15 protein-coding genes and 1 pseudogene are annotated in these 17,478 nt (G+C 65.9%); 15 read left to right on the top strand and 1 reads right to left on the bottom strand.

From position 1 onward, the window contains the following. The first annotated feature begins 22 nt into the window (after window positions 1-22). The 15 genes from ACT4OC_RS27170 (at window position 23) to lpxB (ending at window position 16,544) form a co-directional block, all read left to right on the top strand. The gene (locus ACT4OC_RS27170; protein ID WP_444842134.1) at window positions 23-1,435 is read left to right on the top strand and encodes a hypothetical protein; all 1,413 of its coding nucleotides are present in this window, start codon (window positions 23-25) and stop codon (window positions 1,433-1,435) included. Between the two features lie 226 nt (window positions 1,436-1,661). After that, on the top strand, window positions 1,662-2,654 hold the full coding sequence (locus ACT4OC_RS27165; protein WP_444842133.1) for a 30S ribosomal protein S2: 993 nt from the start codon (window positions 1,662-1,664) through the stop codon (window positions 2,652-2,654). Between the two features lie 191 nt (window positions 2,655-2,845). Then, window positions 2,846-3,769 (top strand): translation elongation factor Ts, encoded by a 924-nt coding sequence (gene tsf, locus ACT4OC_RS27160; RefSeq protein ID WP_444842132.1) that lies wholly within the window; start codon window positions 2,846-2,848, stop codon window positions 3,767-3,769. A 75-nt stretch (window positions 3,770-3,844) separates the two neighbouring features. After that, on the top strand, window positions 3,845-4,561 hold the full coding sequence (gene pyrH / locus ACT4OC_RS27155) for a UMP kinase (protein WP_444842131.1): 717 nt from the start codon (window positions 3,845-3,847) through the stop codon (window positions 4,559-4,561). A 61-nt stretch (window positions 4,562-4,622) separates the two neighbouring features. Continuing rightward, window positions 4,623-5,186 (top strand): ribosome recycling factor, encoded by a 564-nt coding sequence (frr, locus tag ACT4OC_RS27150; protein ID WP_444842130.1) that lies wholly within the window; start codon window positions 4,623-4,625, stop codon window positions 5,184-5,186. A gap of 10 nt (window positions 5,187-5,196) precedes the next feature. After that, window positions 5,197-5,955 carry an isoprenyl transferase gene (locus ACT4OC_RS27145; RefSeq protein ID WP_444842129.1) on the top strand — a complete coding sequence of 253 codons (759 nt, stop codon included), beginning with the start codon at window positions 5,197-5,199 and terminating at the stop codon, window positions 5,953-5,955. Beyond that, on the top strand, window positions 5,952-6,797 hold the full coding sequence (locus ACT4OC_RS27140; protein WP_444842128.1) for a phosphatidate cytidylyltransferase: 846 nt from the start codon (window positions 5,952-5,954) through the stop codon (window positions 6,795-6,797). The genes ACT4OC_RS27145 and ACT4OC_RS27140 overlap by 4 nt, the downstream gene beginning before the upstream one ends. A gap of 4 nt (window positions 6,798-6,801) precedes the next feature. Continuing rightward, entirely contained in the window at window positions 6,802-8,025 is a 1,224-nt protein-coding gene (gene dxr / locus ACT4OC_RS27135) for a 1-deoxy-D-xylulose-5-phosphate reductoisomerase (RefSeq protein WP_444842127.1), read from the top strand. Between the two features lie 43 nt (window positions 8,026-8,068). Continuing rightward, window positions 8,069-9,235, top strand: coding sequence for a M50 family metallopeptidase (locus tag ACT4OC_RS27130; RefSeq protein WP_444842126.1), 1,167 nt, complete (start codon window positions 8,069-8,071; stop codon window positions 9,233-9,235). Window positions 9,236-9,438: 203 nt separating this feature from the next. Next, window positions 9,439-12,009, top strand: coding sequence for an outer membrane protein assembly factor BamA (bamA, locus tag ACT4OC_RS27125; RefSeq protein WP_444842125.1), 2,571 nt, complete (start codon window positions 9,439-9,441; stop codon window positions 12,007-12,009). A gap of 128 nt (window positions 12,010-12,137) precedes the next feature. After that, the gene (lpxD, locus tag ACT4OC_RS27120; RefSeq protein WP_444842124.1) at window positions 12,138-13,205 is read left to right on the top strand and encodes a UDP-3-O-(3-hydroxymyristoyl)glucosamine N-acyltransferase; all 1,068 of its coding nucleotides are present in this window, start codon (window positions 12,138-12,140) and stop codon (window positions 13,203-13,205) included. Continuing rightward, window positions 13,205-13,663, top strand: coding sequence for a 3-hydroxyacyl-ACP dehydratase FabZ (fabZ, locus tag ACT4OC_RS27115; protein ID WP_444842123.1), 459 nt, complete (start codon window positions 13,205-13,207; stop codon window positions 13,661-13,663). The genes lpxD and fabZ overlap by 1 nt, the downstream gene beginning before the upstream one ends. Before the next feature lie 5 nt (window positions 13,664-13,668). Beyond that, the gene (lpxA, locus tag ACT4OC_RS27110) at window positions 13,669-14,475 is read left to right on the top strand and encodes an acyl-ACP--UDP-N-acetylglucosamine O-acyltransferase (RefSeq protein ID WP_444842135.1); all 807 of its coding nucleotides are present in this window, start codon (window positions 13,669-13,671) and stop codon (window positions 14,473-14,475) included. A gap of 21 nt (window positions 14,476-14,496) precedes the next feature. Continuing rightward, the gene (locus ACT4OC_RS27105) at window positions 14,497-15,354 is read left to right on the top strand and encodes an LpxI family protein (RefSeq protein WP_444842122.1); all 858 of its coding nucleotides are present in this window, start codon (window positions 14,497-14,499) and stop codon (window positions 15,352-15,354) included. Beyond that, window positions 15,351-16,544 (top strand): lipid-A-disaccharide synthase, encoded by a 1,194-nt coding sequence (gene lpxB / locus ACT4OC_RS27100; RefSeq protein WP_444842121.1) that lies wholly within the window; start codon window positions 15,351-15,353, stop codon window positions 16,542-16,544. The genes ACT4OC_RS27105 and lpxB overlap by 4 nt, the downstream gene beginning before the upstream one ends. 320 nt (window positions 16,545-16,864) lie before the next feature. Here lpxB and ACT4OC_RS27095 read toward each other — a convergent pair. Further along, window positions 16,865-17,478: pseudogene (locus ACT4OC_RS27095) on the bottom strand (hypothetical protein); the annotation flags it as partial.

Below are 17,478 nucleotides of genomic sequence, written 5' to 3'. Positions count from 1 at the left end.
GATCGTCTAGAGCGCTCCGCCCGTGGTGTTGTTCAGCGCTCCGTACTACGATGTCGCACCGCCGCCGCCACCGCCGGTCGATGTCCTGCCGCCGCCGCCGCCCGAATTCGTCGTTCTCGCGCCGCCTCTACTGCCGATCGGGCTGTTCATCCTGCCGCAGCCGGTGTTCGTGCCGATTCCGGTGTATGTCCGCGCCCCCCGTTACGTCGCACCGCCGCCGAACAACATCATCTTTACCAACATCCACAACACCCGCGTGATCAACACCGTGATCAACCGGCCGCCGGCGCCACCGCCCGGCGGTGCACCGGTGCCGGACTCCGCCAGAACTCCGATCGGGGCCAAGGGAGCCATTCCGGTTGCTGCTCCCGGTGCGGCCACCCCGGCGCTGCCGCCTTCGGTCGCGCAAAAGGCCACGCTGATCCAGCAGGGCAAGGCGCCGGTGCCGCCAAGCGCGTCGATCAATCCGGCGGTGGCGAGGCCGGGGGTCCCGGGCGCGCCGGCCGGGCAGCGCGGTGCCGCGCCGACTGCGCTGCCCGCCAACGCGCCGGCCGCGGCCCCGCCGCCGGTCCAGCCGTTGCCGAAGGCCAACGCACTGCCGGTGCCGGGCACCAAGGGGGCGCCTCCAGCGCCGCCGGCAGGTGCGGCGGGAGCACCAGCCGTCAATCCCAACGCCAAGGCCGCAACGCCTTCCGTTCCTCGGCGCGACACCGCGCCCACCGCCAGGCCTCCAGGAGCCCCGGCGACGGCCGACCTTCCCAAGGGCGCGCCGACGCAAGCGCCTGCTGCTTCCGCGGTTGGCGCCCCGAAGGCCGGTGCCGCGCCGCCTGCGGCGGGATCCCCGCCGAAACCGGGCTCGGCTGCGCTGACGCCACCTCCGCCGCCTCCGCCGGCCGGCGCAGGCGGCGCGCCGCCGCCCAAACCCGGCGTGATGTCCGTTCCGAAGCCACCGATAGGCGCTCAGCCGGGCGCCCGCACCCCGCCACCACCACCACCACCACCATCGCAGGTGTCGCGGCCGACGGCGCCGCTAACGCCGCCGAGGGCAAGCGCGCCACCGCCGCCTCCGCCGCGCGTCGCGGCGCCATCGCCGGCCCCGCGAATAAGTGCACCGCCACCACCACCGCCGCCGCGGGCCAGCGCACCGCCGCCGCCACGTGTCAGCCCGCCACCTCCGCCACCGCCGCGGATCAGTGCTCCGCCTCCGGTCGCACGGGTTGCCCCGCCACCTCCGCCGCCGCCGCCGCGCGTGGCCGCACCGCCGCCGCCGCCACCGCGCGTGGCTGCGCCGCCGCCACCGCCGCCGCGCATGGCCGCACCGCCGCCACCCCCGCAAGCGCGCGTGGTCGCACCACCGCCGCCACCGCCGAGGCCGGTTGCTCCTCCCCCGGCCGCGGCGGTCAAACGGTGTCCGCCGAACGTGCCGAAATGCTGAAAATGACCGCTTTCGACCCCATTTTGAGGGGCGTTCGCGGATATCGCGTCTTGGCCCGGATTGTCCAAAACTGTGCTGGAAATCCTTGCGAAACAGCCGGCGCGGCTCTATAAGCCGCGCCATCTCACACGGAAACATGGCTCATCAAGGCCGTCCGGTGGCAGCCGGGCCAACAAGGCTCGTTTGCTCACACGTTTCCGGAGGAACCAACCGGAGAACTATCACTATGGCGCTACCCGAATTCACCATGCGCCAGCTGCTCGAAGCTGGCGTGCACTTTGGTCATCAATCCCACCGCTGGAATCCGAAAATGGCGGACTACATTTTCGGCGCCCGCAACAACATCCACATCATCGACCTCGCGCAGACCGTGCCGATGCTGCACCGTGCCTTGCAGGCGGTCAGCGACACCGTGGCCAAAGGCGGCCGCGTGCTGTTCGTCGGCACCAAGCGGCAGGCGCAGGATGGCGTCGCGGAAGCCGCCAGGCGCTCGGCGCAGTACTTCGTCAATTCGCGCTGGCTCGGCGGCACGCTGACCAACTGGCGCACCATCTCGGGTTCGATCAAGCGCCTGCGTCAGCTCGATGAGGTGCTCTCCTCGGGCGAAGCCAACTCCTACACCAAGAAGGAGCGGCTGACCCTGCAGCGCGAGCGCGACAAGCTCGACCGTTCGCTCGGCGGCATCAAGGACATGGGCGGCCTGCCCGACATGATCTTCGTGATCGACACCAACAAGGAAGACATCGCGATCCAGGAAGCGCAGCGGCTCAACATCCCCGTTGCCGCCATCGTCGACACCAATTCCGATCCGAAGGGCATCACCTATGTGGTGCCGGGCAACGACGACGCCGGCCGCGCCATTTCGCTGTACTGCGACCTGGTGGCCCGCGCGGTCATCGACGGCATCTCGCGTGCGCAGGGCGACGCCGGCATCGACATCGGTGCGGCGGCAAAGCCCGTGCAGGAAGAGCTGCCGGCGGCCAGCTCCGGCTTCCAGGGTCTCGCCGGTCCGCGCGGCCCCGCAGACGATCTCAAGAAGCTGCCCGGCGTGTCCGGCGCGATCGAGAAGAAGTTCAACGACCTCGGCATCTTCCACTACTGGCAGCTCGCCGAGCTCAATCACGACACCGCGCACAAGATCGGCGAAGAAGTCGGGCTTTCCAGCCGCGCCGATGCCTGGGTCGCCAAGGCCAAGGCGCTCACCGCGGAAGCGGAGTAGTACGACGCGGCAGCATGATCCGGAAAAGTGGCAACCGGTTTTCCGAAAAGATCATGCTCAAACGACAAGACGTGGCCGGGTTCTCCCGGCTGCCGCTCGGTTTTCTCAACTGATGCATTCCCTGCGACGGATGCCGGCGAGGTTCTGGGCCGCGCCGCACCCGCACTGACAGGCAACGAGGACGTATAGCGATGGCTACGATCACAGCTGCGATGGTCAAGGATCTCCGCGAGTCGACCGGCGCGGGCATGATGGACTGCAAGACCGCACTCACCGAGACGGCCGGCGACATGACGGCGGCCCAGGACTGGTTGCGCAAGAAGGGCCTCTCCAAGGCCGCCAAGAAGGCCGGCCGCGTCGCCGCCGAAGGCCTGATCGGCGCGATCACCAAGGCCAACAAGGGCGTCGTCGTCGAGGTCAACTCGGAGACCGACTTCGTAGCCCGCAACGGACAGTTCCAGGGCCTCGTGAAGATGATCGCGCAGGTCGCGCTCGAGGTCGGCGCCGACGTCGAGAAGATCAAGGCCGCCAAGGTCGGCAGCGTCACCGTGGAGACCGCTATTTCCGACGCCATCGCCACCATCGGCGAGAACATGACCCTGCGCCGCGCCGCCTCGCTCGAAGTCGGGCAGGGCGTGGTGTCGAGCTATGTCCACGGTGCCGTGATCGACGGCGCCGGCAAGATGGGCGTGCTCGTCGCGCTGGAATCCGCGGGGAAGGCCGACGAGCTTGCGGCGCTCGGCCGACAGCTCGCGATGCATGTTGCCGCCGCTAATCCGCAGGCGCTGGACCCGGCCGGCCTCGATCCCGAGCTGGTCAAACGCGAAAAGGACGTGCTGGCCGACAAGTATCGCCAGCAGGGCAAGCCCGAGAACGTGATCGAGAAGATCGTCGAGTCCGGCCTGAAGACCTATTACAAGGAAGTCTGCCTGCTCGAGCAGGCCTTCATCCACGACACCGGCAAGTCGGTGGCGCAGGCCGTGAAGGAAGCTGAGGGCAAGGTCGGCGCAGCTGTGAAGATTGCCGGCTTTGTGCGCTATGCTCTGGGTGAGGGAATCGAGAAGCAGGAATCCGATTTCGCGGCCGAAGTCGCGGCAGCCAGCGGACAGAAATAGCCGCCGGCCGGCGCTTTCCCGACGCCGACAGCGCGCCGGGGAGGCGGACCTGCGCGGAGAAGAAAGCGAAACGCAATGGCAGAGCCGGTCTATCGTCGCGTCGTGGTCAAGCTTTCGGGCGAATATCTCGCAGGCTCGAACTCGTTCGGCATTGACCAGCCCACCGTCGACCGGATTGCCGGGGAGTTGATCGCCGCGCAAAAGCTCGGCACGGAGGTCGCGGTCGTGGTCGGCGGCGGCAATATCGTCCGCGGCGTCGAGGTCTCGTCGCGCGGCGTGTCGCGGCCGACCGGTGACACCATGGGGATGCTCGCCACCATGATGAACTGTCTTGCGCTCGATGCGGCCATCGAGCGCAAGGGCACGCCGGCGCAGACGATGTCGGCATTCGTCATGCCGGAGATTTCCGAGCTATTCACCCGTAGTGCGGCGCACAAATATCTCGCCGAGGGCCGAATCGTGCTGCTCGGCGGCGGCACCGGCAATCCCTTTTTCACCACGGACACCACCGCTGTACTTCGCGCGGCCGAGATTGGTGCCCATGCGGTGCTCAAAGCCACCAATGTGGACGGCGTCTATAGTGCCGACCCGAAGAAGGATCCGTCGGCCAAGCGGTTTGAACGTCTGAGCCATTCCCAGGCCATTGAGGGCGGGTACAAGGTCATGGATGCAACCGCATTCGCGCTTGCCCGTGAGACATCCCTGCCTATCATCGTGTTCTCGATCGCCGAACCGGGCTCGATCAGCGCGATTCTGTGTGGCACCGGCCGCGGCACGATCGTCGCCGGCTAACGGCGCCTGCCGTCAAACCCGTTCCCGGGAGACGGCAAATTCTGTGAGGAGGGATAGGGTTATGCCCACACCTGGTTTCGACATCAACGAATTGAAGCGCCGCATGCAAGGCGCTGCCCAGACGCTCAAGCACGAACTCGGTGGCTTGCGCACGGGACGCGCCGCTGCCTCCATGCTGGAGCCGGTCCAGGTCGATGCATATGGCAGTCACATGCCGCTGAACCAGGTGGCCACCATCAGCGTGCCGGAGCCGCGCCTGCTCTCCGTGCAGGTTTGGGACAAGTCCCTGGTAAAGGCGGTTGAAAAAGCGATAGTGGATTCAAATCTTGGCCTGTCACCCGCGACCGAAGGCCAGGTGTTGCGCCTTCGCGTTCCCGAGCTCAACGCCGATCGCCGCAAGGAACTGGTGAAGGTTGCGCACAAATATGCCGAGGCGGCCCGTGTGGCGGTTCGCCATGTCCGTCGCGATGGGCTCGATATCGTCAAGAAGCTCGAAAAGAGCCACGAAATCTCCGAGGACGACCAGGAACGCCTCTCCCACGACGTGCAGAAGGCGACTGACGGCACGATTTCCGAGATAGACGCGTTGCTTGCGGCTAAGGAAAAGGAAATCCTCACGGTTTAGGTATTTCTCGATGACGAACGCCGCCGCCCCTGCAACCGATGGACCGGATCGCTCCGGCTATCCCCTCCATGTCGCGATCATCATGGACGGGAACGGGCGGTGGGCGGCCGCGCGCGGCCTGCCGAGGGCGGAAGGGCATCGCCGCGGCGTCGAGGCGCTGCGCCGCGTGGTCCGTGCCGCCCATGAGCTCGGCATCGTTTATCTGACGATCTTCTCCTTCTCCTCGGAGAACTGGTCGCGTCCGGCCACCGAGATCGGCGATCTCTTCGGTCTGCTGCGCCGCTTCATTCGCAACGACCTTGCGACGCTGCACCGTGACGGCGTGCGGGTGAGGGTGATCGGCGAGCGCGAGGGCCTCGAGCCCGACATCTGTGCGCTGCTCAACGAGGCCGAGGAGCTGACTCGCGACAATACGCAGCTCAACCTCGTCGTCGCTTTCAACTACGGCTCGCGCCAGGAAATCGCCGGCGCCGCGCAGCGTCTGGCGCGCGAGGTCGCGGAAGGCAAGCGCCATCCCGCATCGATCGACGCCGATACGCTCGGCCAGTATCTCGATGCGCCCGACATTCCCGATCCCGACCTGATCATCCGCACCAGCGGCGAGCAGCGCCTGTCCAATTTCCTGATGTGGCAGGCTGCCTATAGCGAGCTGGTGTTCGTGCCGATCCATTGGCCCGATTTCGACAAGGCCGCGCTGGAAAGCGCCATCGCCGAATACGCCCGGCGCGAGCGCCGGTTCGGCGGCCTGGTTGCGAAAACCGGATCGTGACCGGGGGCGAAGCCGCGCCCGCGGCAGCCGAGCGGGGGTCGCGCAATCTTCTGATGCGGTTGCTTGCCGCCGTTGTGCTGGCGCCGGTTGCCATCGCCATCGCCTGGTATGGCGGATGGCTGTGGGCGCTCCTGGTGATATCAGCCACCATCGGGCTCTATCTGGAGTGGCTGACGGTCGTCGGTCTCGTGCGCGAATGGCGCGCGAGCGTGCCCGGCGTCGTGGCGCTGGCGACTGCCGGGACCTGCATGATCGCGGGCAATCTCGATGCGGCGTCAATCGTGCTCGGCATCGGTCTCGTCGCTGTCGCGTTGCTGTCGCCGGAGCGGCGCAACTGGGCTGCGGCCGGATTTTTCTATGCGGCCGCGGCGGAAGTTGCCGCGATCCTGGTACGCCTGCACCCGGATCATGGATTTGCTGCGCTGTTCTTCGTGCTGCTGGTGGTCTGGGCCGCCGACATCGGCGGCTACTTCGCCGGCCGCGGCATCGGCGGCCCAAAGCTCTGGCCGAAGGTCAGCCCGAAAAAGACCTGGGCGGGCGCTATCGGCGGCTTTGCCGGGAGTCTTGCCGTGGCGGGGGCATTTGCCGCCGCTGGCGCCGGAAAAACGGGGCCGCTACTGGCTTTAGGGGCGGTTCTGTCTGTGATTTCCCAACTTGGCGACCTGTTCGAATCCGCGGTAAAGCGGCGTTTCGGCGTCAAGGATTCGAGCCACATCATTCCCGGCCATGGCGGGCTGATGGATCGCCTGGACGGGTTTGTCGCAGCGGTGGTGGCGGCGTTGATTTTAGGGTTCCTGCGGGGCGGCGCCGATGGCGTCGGCCGAGGTCTTATGGTTTGGTGAGGCTATGAGCGCTGTACCTCTGCGTAACAACAAGGCCGCGCCTTCCGCCGCGCGCAGCGTGACCGTGCTGGGCGCCACAGGCTCGATCGGCGACAGCACCATGGACTTGCTGCGTGGCGCGCGAGATCGCTATCGCGTCGAGGCGCTGACTGCCAACGGCAATGTCCAGGCGCTGGCCAAGCTCGCCAGGGAGTTCAACGCGCGCTTTGCCGCCGTGGCCGATCCCGCGCGTCTCGGCGAGCTGAAGGAAGCGCTTGCCGGCACCCGCACCGAATGCGGGGCAGGCGAAAGCGCCATCATCGAAGCAGCCGCACGCCCTGCGGATTGGGTGATGGCCGCCGTGAGCGGTGCTGCAGGACTCAAGCCTGCGCTTGCCGCCGTCGACCGCGGCGCTTCTGTCGCGCTCGCCAACAAGGAATGTCTGGTCTGCGCCGGCGATTTCTTCATGCAGCGCGCCGCCAAGGCCGGCGCCTGCATCCTGCCTGCCGATTCCGAGCACAACGCGCTGTTCCAGGCGCTTTCGTCGGGCAACCGCGAAGAACTCGTGCGCGTCATCATCACCGCCTCCGGCGGTCCGTTCCGCACCTGGGCTCCCGCCGACATCGAGCAGGCGACGCTGGAGCAGGCGCTGAAGCATCCCAACTGGAGCATGGGCCAGAAGATCACCATCGATTCCGCATCGATGATGAACAAGGGCCTCGAAGTGATCGAAGCGTCGTATCTGTTCGCGCTGACGCCGGACGAAATCGACGTGTTGGTGCATCCGCAGTCGATCGTTCACGGCATGGTCGAATTCTCCGACCGCTCGGTGGTGGCGCAGCTTGGCGCGCCCGATATGCGCATTCCCATTGCGCATTGCCTGGGCTGGCCCGACCGCATCGTCGGTCCTTCGGCGAAACTCGATCTCGCCCGTATCGGCCAGCTCACCTTCGAGGCGCCCGATTTCGAGCGGTTCCCGGCATTGCGTCTGGCCTATGAAGCGCTACGTACGGGACGTGGTGCGACAACGGTGTACAACGCCGCCAACGAGATCGCGGTCGCAGCTTTCGTCGCCGGCAAGATCAGGTTCGGCGGCATCGCGCGCCTCGTCGAGGCGACGCTGAACGACTGGATTCGTACCGGCAATCGCGCGCCAATGACGTCGGCGGACGATGCGATTTCCGTTGACCATACCGCGAGAAATAAGGCCGCCTCCCTATTGCCTCAAATTGCCTTAAAGGCATCCTAGAGGGTTGGGGACGGGGCCATTGGCCCTCGTCGAGGGGAATTGGATGATTGATCTTTTTCTAAATAGCTTCAGTACGTTGGGCCATGGGCTCATCGGCTACATCATCCCCTTTTTGTTCGTTCTCACGATCGTCGTGTTCTTCCACGAGCTCGGTCACTTCCTGGTCGCGCGCTGGGCCGGCGTGAAAGTGTTGACGTTCTCGCTGGGCTTCGGCCCGGAACTGTTCGGTTTCAACGACCGTCACGGTACGCGCTGGAAGGTCTCGGCGATCCCGCTCGGCGGCTATGTCAAGTTCTTCGGCGACGACTCTGAGGCCTCCACGCCTTCGAGCGAAGCGCTGTCGAAGATGACCGCGGAAGAACGTGAGGGAAGCTTCCATCACAAGAAAGTCGGGCCGCGAGCGGCGATCGTCGCAGCCGGTCCGTTTGCGAATTTCCTGCTCGCGATCGTCATTTTCACCTGCCTGTTCACGTTCTTCGGCAAGCCGAGCACGAGCGCGCGCGTCGACAAGGTCGAGGTGGGCAGCGCGGCTGCGGCCGCCGGCTTCCAGCCCGGCGACGTCGTGACCGCGATCGACGGCAAGGCGATCGCAAACTTTGTCGAGATGCAGCGTTACGTCAGCGTGCGCGCCGGCGAAAAGCTGACCTTCACCGTCAAGCGCGGCAATGGCACCGTGCAGCTGACGGGAACGCCGCAACTGCGCGAAACCAAGGATCCGTTCGGCAACGTCCACAAGACCGGCGTTCTGGGGCTGACCCGCGAGACCACCGCGGGCGAGGCGACGACCGAACGGGTCGATCCGGCAACCGCGCTCTGGCTGGGGGTCAAGGAGACCTGGTTCGTCATCGACCAGACGCTGTCCTACGTCACCAACATCTTCCGCGGCCGGGCCAGCGCCGACCAGATCGGCGGTCCGATTCGGATCGCCCAGATTTCAGGGCAGGTGGCAACGCTGGGAATCATCCCGCTGCTGCACCTGGCGGCCGTTCTGTCGATCTCCATCGGGCTGCTCAACCTGTTCCCCGTGCCGCTGCTGGATGGCGGTCACCTTCTGTTCTATGCAGCCGAGGTGGTCCGCGGGCGCCCGCTATCTGACCGGGCGCAGGAATACGGCTTCCGGGTCGGGCTGGTCCTGGTGTTGATGTTGATGGTTTTCGCGTTTTACAACGATTTCCATCAGGTTCCCTTCCTCAAGAATCTGTTTGGGTGATGGCCCAGCGCCCGCGCGCACCGAGAAAAGGCTTTTTTGTGACGTTGCCAATGGGCAACGTATTGGAATGAAAATGGAATTGCGCTGCCCCAGAGCGTTTGCCGCCCCGGCGAAATTGGCTACAAGCAGCGCAGCAGGTTGGGAATCTGCCGGTCCCTTGGGGGTCGTGGGGCCGGTATCGGAATGACGAGGGCGCTTAGCGCATGAAGTTTGGAATGCGAGTACGGGGAGGCGCGCTGGCCGCCCTGATCATGTTCGCCGTGCCGGTCGCCGCCACGCTGACGACGCTTGCCTCGTCGCCGGCGGCTGCCCAGACGGCTGCCTCGATCGTTGTCGAGGGGAACCGCCGCGTCGAGGTCGAGACCATCCGATCCTATTTCCGTCCCGGACCCGGCGGCCGCCTCGGCCAGGCCCAGATCGATGACGGCCTCAAGGCGCTGATCGAGACCGGCCTGTTCCAGGACGTCCGCATCAATACCCGCGGCAGCCAGATCGTCGTCTCCGTGGTGGAGAACCCGGTGATCGGCCGCATCGCCTTCGAGGGCAACAGGAAGGTCAAGGACGAGCAGCTCTCGGCCGAAATCCAGTCCAAGCCGCGCGGCACCTTCTCGCGCCCCGTGGTGCAGTCCGACGCGCAGCGCATCGCCGAAATCTACCGCCGCTCCGGCCGCTATGACGTCCGCGTCAACCCTGAAATCATTGAGCAGCCGAACAACCGCGTCGATCTCATCTTCACCATCGTCGAGGGCCAGAAGACCGGCGTTCGCTCGATCGACTTCGTCGGCAACGTCGCCTATTCGTCCTACCGCCTGCGCGACATCATCAAGACGCGCGAATCCAACCTGTTGAGCTTCCTCGGCGGCGCCGACGTCTACGACCCCGACCGCGTCGAGGCGGACCGCGACCTGATCCGCCGCTTCTACCTGAAGAACGGCTATGCCGACGTTCAGGTCGTTGCCGCGCTGACCGAATACGACCCGGAACGGAAGGGCTTCCTGGTCACCTTCAAGATCGAGGAAGGCCAGCAATACCGCGTTGCCCAGGTCAACTATGTCTCGTCGATCCCGTCCTTCGACGCCAACGTGCTGCGCTCTTATTCCCGCGTCAGCGTCGGCGGCACCTACAACGCCGAAGCGCTGGAGAAGTCGATCGAGGAAATGCAGATCGAGGCCTCGCGGCGCGGCTATGCCTTCGCGGTGGTGCGTCCGCGGGGCGACCGCAATTTCGAGGCGCATACGGTCTCGATCACCTTCGCCGTCGACGAAGGCCCGCGCACCTATATCGAGCGTATCAACGTCCGCGGCAACACCCGCACGCGCGACTACGTGATCCGTCGCGAGTTCGACATCTCCGAGGGCGACGCCTACAACCGTGCGCTGGTCGATCGCGCCGAGCGCCGCCTGAAGAATCTCGACTTCTTCAAGAGCGTCAGGATCGTCACCGAGCCCGGCTCATCGAGTGATCGCGTGATCCTGATCGTCGACCTCGAGGAGAAATCGACCGGCGACTTCTCCGTCTCGGGCGGCTATTCCACGACCGACGGTGCGCTGGCCGAGGTCAGCATCTCCGAGCGCAACTTCCTCGGCCGCGGCCTCTATGCCAAGGCGTCCGTGACCTACGGCCAATATGCGCGCGGCTACACGCTGTCGTTTGTCGAGCCCTACCTGCTCGATTACCGCGTGGCGCTCGGCCTCGACCTCTACCAGCGCCAGCAACTGGCCAACAGCTATATTTCGTACGGCACCAAGACCTTCGGTTTCAGCCCGCGGCTTGGCTTCCAATTGCGCGAGGATCTGTCGCTGCAGCTGCGCTATTCGATCTACCAGCAGGAAATCCAGCTGCCGTCCAACCTGCGGAACTGTAACAACATCATCGGCGGCAACGGGATCCTCGCCTTCAACCCGACCCCCTCCTTCGCAAACCTGAACGGCTATCCGAACGGTTCGACGCAATTCGGCGCCACCGATACTTCTGGCACCGGCCTGTGGTGCTACAGCGACGGCGAAGCTTCGCTGCCGGTCCGCCGCGAGCTGCAGAGCGGCAAGGTGCTGACCTCCGCTCTCGGCTACACCCTCAACTACAACACGCTCGACAACAACAAGAACCCGACCAACGGCCTGCTCGTCGACTTCCGCCAGGATTTCGCCGGCGTCGGTGGCGACGTCACCTATCTGAAGACGGCGGCCGATTTGAAGTATTACTCCCCGCTGGTTTCCGAGATCGTCGCTCTCGTCCATCTGCAAGGCGGCGTGCTCACCAAGGTCGGCTCCGACCTGCGCATGCTCGACCACTTCCAGATGGGTCCGAACCTCGTCCGCGGTTTCGCACCGAACGGCATCGGTCCGCGCGCGATCAATCCGTTCACGTCGCAGGACTCGCTCGGCGGCACGAAATATTGGGGCGCATCGCTCGAGTTGCAGATGCCGTTCTGGTTCCTGCCCAAGGAAGTCGGCCTGAAGGGCTCGATCTATGCCGATGCCGGCGGCCTGTTTGACTATCAGGGACCGACCACCTGGGCGTTCACCGGCGAGACCACGACACCGGCCAATTCGGGCTGCATCCCGCCGACCAACCCCGGCGTCGTTCCCGCCAGTGCCGGTACCTGCACCGGACTGGTCTATGACGACAGCAGGACCGTCCGCACGTCGGTCGGTGTGGGCCTGATCTGGGCCTCGCCCTTCGGTCCGCTGCGCTTCGACTATGCCGTGCCGCTCACCAAGGGTCAGTTCGACCGCGTTCAGCAATTCAGGTTCGGCGGCGGCACGACTTTCTAATTGGAGTTTGGTGTGATTGGGTACGCCCCGCGCAAGCGGGCGTACCTTGAAACCGCGGTCGGGACGCGGCTCTGACGTTCCGGAAGCGGGCCTTTGGTGCGGTCATTTGCCTGATCGTGACGGGTGACATGGCGCAGCCGACATTCTTCCAGAAACCTTCTCCGACCACGCTGGCAGACGTTGCCGCGCTGGCCAACGCGGCGCTCGCCGATCCCGCGCGCGGCAGCCTGGAGATCAGGGGCCTGGCCTCGCTCGACGAGGCCGGCCCCAGGCACCTGACCTTCTTCGATAACCTGAAATATGCCGACCAGCTCGCGGCCACCAAGGCGGGCGCCTGCCTCGTCAGCGAGCGCTTTGCCGCGCGGGTGCCCGCCCATGTCGCGGTGCTGAAAGCCGCCCAGCCGTTCCGCGCCTTCGTGCGGATCGCGCGGGAATGGCACGCCGACACGTTGCGCCCGTCGTCCTGGGTCGGCAACGACGGCATCGCGCCCTCGGCCATCATCGATCCGACGGCCCGCCTGGAAGACGGCGTGGTGGTCGATCCGCTGGCGGTGATCGGGCCCGATGTCGAGATCGGCGCCGGCACCGTGATCGGCGCGGCCGCCGTGATCGGCCGCGGGGTGAAGATCGGCCGGGACTGCAACGTCGGCGCCCACACGGCGATCCAGGCGGCGCTGATCGGCAACAACGTGCTGATCCATCCCGGCTGCAGCATCGGCCAGGACGGCTACGGCTTCGTGTTTTTCGGCCCCGAGGGCCATCTGAAGGTGCCGCAGACCGGCCGCGTCCTGATCCAGAACGACGTCGAGGTCGGCGCCGGCACCACCATCGACCGCGGCAGCCTGCGCGACACCGTGATCGGCGAGGGCAGCAAAATCGACAACCAGGTCCAGATCGGCCACAATGTGACGATCGGCAGACATTGCCTGCTCGCGGCCCAGATCGGGCTCGCGGGCAGCCTGACGATCGGAGACAACGTGGCGCTTGGCGCCAAGGTGGGGATCAACAATCACCTGAAGATCGGCGACGGAGCCCAGGTCACGGCGATGAGCGCGGTGAAGGACGACATTCCCCCGGGCGGCCGGTGGGGCGGCCATTTCGCCAAGCCGACCAAGCAATGGTTTCGCGAGATCGTGGCCGTCGAGCGTCTGGTGCGCGAGGGCTCCGCCGATCCGAAGGGCGAGGGGCAGGAGTGATGGAAGAAGCCGAGGTTCGGTTCGATGTCGTTGATATCAACGACATCCTGAAGACGCTGCCGCACCGATATCCGATGCTGCTGATCGACCGGGTGATCAACATCCGGACCGATTACAGCGGCATCGGCGTCAAGAACGTGACGTTCAACGAGCCCTGCTTCCTCGGGCATTTCCCCGAGCGGCCCGTCTATCCCGGCGTGATGATGATCGAGGCCATGGCGCAGACCGCCGGCGTCATCGGCATCAAGTCGGTGACCGGCACCGAGAAGCCGCGCGCGGTGTATTTCCTCACCATCGACAAGTGCAAGTTCCGCAAGCCGGTGATGCCCGGCGACACCATCGAATACCACATGCGCTCGATCGGCCGGCGCAAGGCGATGTGGTGGTTCCATGGCGATGCCAAGGTGGGCGGCCAGACCGTCGCGGAAGCCGACGTCGGCGCGATGCTGACCGACTGATGACGATGACAGAGATCGATCCGACCGCGCGAGTTGAGGACGGCGCCGTGATCGGCGACGGCACGACGATCGGCCCTTATTGCGTGATCGGCGCCAACGCCGTGATCGGCGAAGGCTGCACGCTGACGGCGCACGTCACGGTGAGCGGGCACACGGCGATCGGCGCGGGTTGCACGATCTCGCCGTTTGCAGCCCTTGGCGGCCCGCCGCAGGATCTCAGCTACAAGGGCGAGCCGACCCGCCTCGAGATCGGCAATGGCTGCACCATCCGCGAAGGCGTGACGATGAATGTCGGCACGGTGAAGGGCGGCGGGCTGACGCGTGTCGGCGATCGCGGCTATTTCATGAACAACAGCCATGTCGGCCATGACTGCACCGTCGGCAACGACGTGATCTTCGCGACTTCGGCGACGCTCGGCGGCCACTGCGAGATCGGCGACTTCGTCTATATCGGCGGGCTGTCGGCGGTGCACCAGTTCACCCGCATCGGCCCGCAGGTGATGGTCGGCGGCGTCTGCGGCGTGCGCGGCGACGTCATCCCGTTCGGGCTCGCCAATGGCCAGTATGCGGTGCTCGAGGGCCTTAACCTCGTCGGCATGAAGCGCCGCAAGTTCACCAGGCAGCGCCTCGCCACGGTGCGCGGCTTCTATCAAAAGCTGTTTCATGGCCCCGGCACCTTCGCCGAGCGACTTGCGGCGGTGCAGCCGATGGCCGCGGAAGATCCGGCGATCGCGGAGATCCTCGGGTTCATTGCCGGCGCCAAGCACCGCGCATTGTGCCTGCCGGCCGACGGCGGCAGCCGGCAGCCGTAACCCGGGGACAGCCGCAGCGCCATGACATCAGCGGCTTCAAATATCTCTTCGCCGGTCGGCGTGATCGCAGGTGGCGGTGCCATGCCGTTTGCGGTGGCGGACTCGCTTCGAAAGCGCGGCGTCGCTGCGGTGATCTTTGCGCTCAAGGGCGCCTGCGATCCTGCGCAAGTCGCTCGCTTCCGTCACCATTGGATTTCCGTCGGCCAGATCGGCAAGGCGGCCAAGCTCTTTCGCAGCGAGGGCTGCCGCGACCTGATCTTCATCGGCAGCCTCACGCGGCCGTCATTATCGGATATCCGGCTCGACTGGGGCACGCTCCGCGTCATGGGTAATGTGATGACCGCGTTCCGCGGTGGCGACGATCATCTGCTGTCCAGCGTCGGCCGCATCTTCGAGCAGGACGGTTTTCGCATGGTCGGCGTCAAGGACGCCGCGCCCGATCTGATGATGCCCGAGGGCTGCATCGGCCGCACGGCGCCGGACAACGACGCTTCCGCCGATATCGCAAAGGGCAGGGACGTGCTGACGGCACTTGGCCCATTCGACATCGGCCAGGCCGCGGTCGTGATCGACGGCCATGTGGTCGCGGTCGAGGACATCGAAGGCACCGACGGATTGCTGGCGCGCGTCGCGCGGCTCCGCGCGGAGGGGCGCATTCGCGCCAAAGCCGGCCGCGGGGTGCTGGTGAAGATGCCGAAGAGCGGTCAGGATCTGCGCTACGACCTGCCGACCGTCGGCCCGCGCACCGTGGAAGGCGCGGCGAAGGCCTCCCTTGCCGGCATCGCGGTCGCAGCCGGCAACACCATCGCGGCCGAGCCGCAGGCCATGATCGAAGCTGCCGACAGAAGCGGCCTGTTCGTGACGGGTGTTCCCGCATGACGGTCGCGCGCACCGGCCCGGGCGTCGGGCGGAAGATATTCCTGATCGCGACGGAGGAATCCGGCGACCGGCTCGGCGCCAACCTGATGAAGGTGCTGCGCCAACGACTCGGCGGCGCGGTGCAGTTCCAGGGTGTCGGCGGGCGCGCCATGGGGATCGAGGGGCTGACCTCGCGCTTTCCGATCGAGGAATTATCCATCATCGGACTTGCCGCCGTGGTCCGGCAACTGCCGGCCATCATGCGGCGGATCCGCGAGACCGCGGATGCCGTGATCGAGGCTGCACCCGACATCCTCGTCATCATCGACAGCCCCGATTTCACCCATCGCGTGGCAAAACGGGTGCGCGCCAGGGTGCCGCACATCCCGATCGTCGATTACGTTTCGCCGACGGTGTGGGCGTGGCGGCCGGGCCGGGCGCGCGCGATGAAGCCCTATATCGATCACGTGCTGGCGCTGCTGCCGTTCGAGCCGGGCGCCTATGAGGAGCTGCACGGTCCGCCCTGCAGCTATGTCGGCCATCCCCTGACCGAGCAGGTCGGCCAGCTCCGTCCCAATGCCGAGGAGCGGGGGCGGCGCGAAGGCAAGCCGCCGGTGCTCCTGATCCTGCCCGGCAGCCGCCGCAGCGAGATCAAGCACCACATGACGGCATTCGGCATGACGCTGACGCGCCTGCAGGACGAGGGCGTCGCCTTCGAGGCGGTGCTGCCGACCATGCCGCACCTGCAGGAGGCGATCGAAGCCGCGCTGAAATACTGGAAGATCAAGCCGCGCGTCGTCCTCGGCGAGGAGGAGAAGCGCGCCGCTTTCCGCATCGCCCACGCCGCGCTCGCCAAGTCCGGCACGGTGACGCTGGAGCTTGCGCTGGCCGGCGTGCCGATGGTCGCCGCCTACCGCACCGGCGCGATGGAAGCCTTCATCCTGCGCCGCGCGATCCGGGTGAACTCGGTGATATTGGCCAACCTCGTGGTCGGCGAGAACGTCGTGCCGGAATTCTTGCAGGAGAACTGCCGCTCGGAACGGCTGATGCCGGCGCTGCGCGAGGTGCTCGGCGATACCCCGATGCGGCGCAAGCAGGTCGAGGCCTTTGCCCGTATCGACGAGATCATGTCCACGGGCAGCCAGCCACCGAGCGTCCGCGCCGCCGAGATCGTGCTGGCGACGATGCGGAAAGCGCGCCAACCGAGTTAGGCCCGCCCGGCGGATCGTCGCATCGGTTGTCCCTGGGTTTGGCGTAGCGCGCCACGGCCGATCGAGATACGGCCACCGTGTCGACGCGTGGCGTTACTATCCGGCCGCCGGATTCGCGCCATTGACTGTGGCCGTTCCGATCGCGTTTGGTGCGCCAGCCATCCGGATTTCTCGAATGAGAATCGTGTCGATAGCTAATTAAGTTGGCCGGTTTTGGTAGCACATCAAATGTCCGCTTCGTCTGCTTTTGTTCTCCTGTGGGCGGGGTGGGCAAGTCGCAGACTTGTCCATGCCGTCCACAGGTTCGCCGCCGAGCGGATTTAAGCGGCAATCGGTATGTCCACGGTCGCGCCTCTGCGATCGTAGCGGCCGAGACAACGCGGGCCGTGGAAGATGGCGTGGGTGCCGTCGTGGTATTGGCGGACCTTGACCCGCGCCTTGACGAAGTGCGCGCGCAAAGGACTTGCCGGGATCTGCAGCTTCAAACGGTTGAACGACACGCAATTGTCGTTGCCGACTTGCCGCTCCTCCTGCACGCAAAGAATCTCGCCGAGATCGATACCCGCAATCGCGACGAAAGCGCTGCCGTCCTGCTCAGGCTCGATGGCAAAGCGGACATTGTGGGCCGGGAGATAGACATCACGAAGAAACAAATTGGCCGCATCCACCGTGGTGATCCCGGCCAATGCCAGCTCCTTGGTCAGCCGGTCTTGCAGCGTATGAAAGACGCGCTCGGAACGGCCCCGGGCTTGCGGCGAATAGGCCGCGATGTGTTCGACGCCCAGATGCGCCAGCGCCCGGCCGACCTGGGTCGGCGCCGCGCGATCGACCGCACCGCCAGCCGCCGCCGTATGAAAATAATGCGAGCCCCGATCGGTGTAGAGGCTCAACGGCAGGCCGTGCCGGCCAAACACTTCTTCAAGCGCGCGGAAGG

The sequence above is a fragment of the Bradyrhizobium sp. genome, assembly GCF_052389815.1.
Classification (GTDB): Bacteria; Pseudomonadota; Alphaproteobacteria; order Rhizobiales; family Xanthobacteraceae; genus Bradyrhizobium.
Note: the sequence above shows the minus strand (reverse complement) of the source record. Positions and strands in the feature narration are given on the sequence as shown.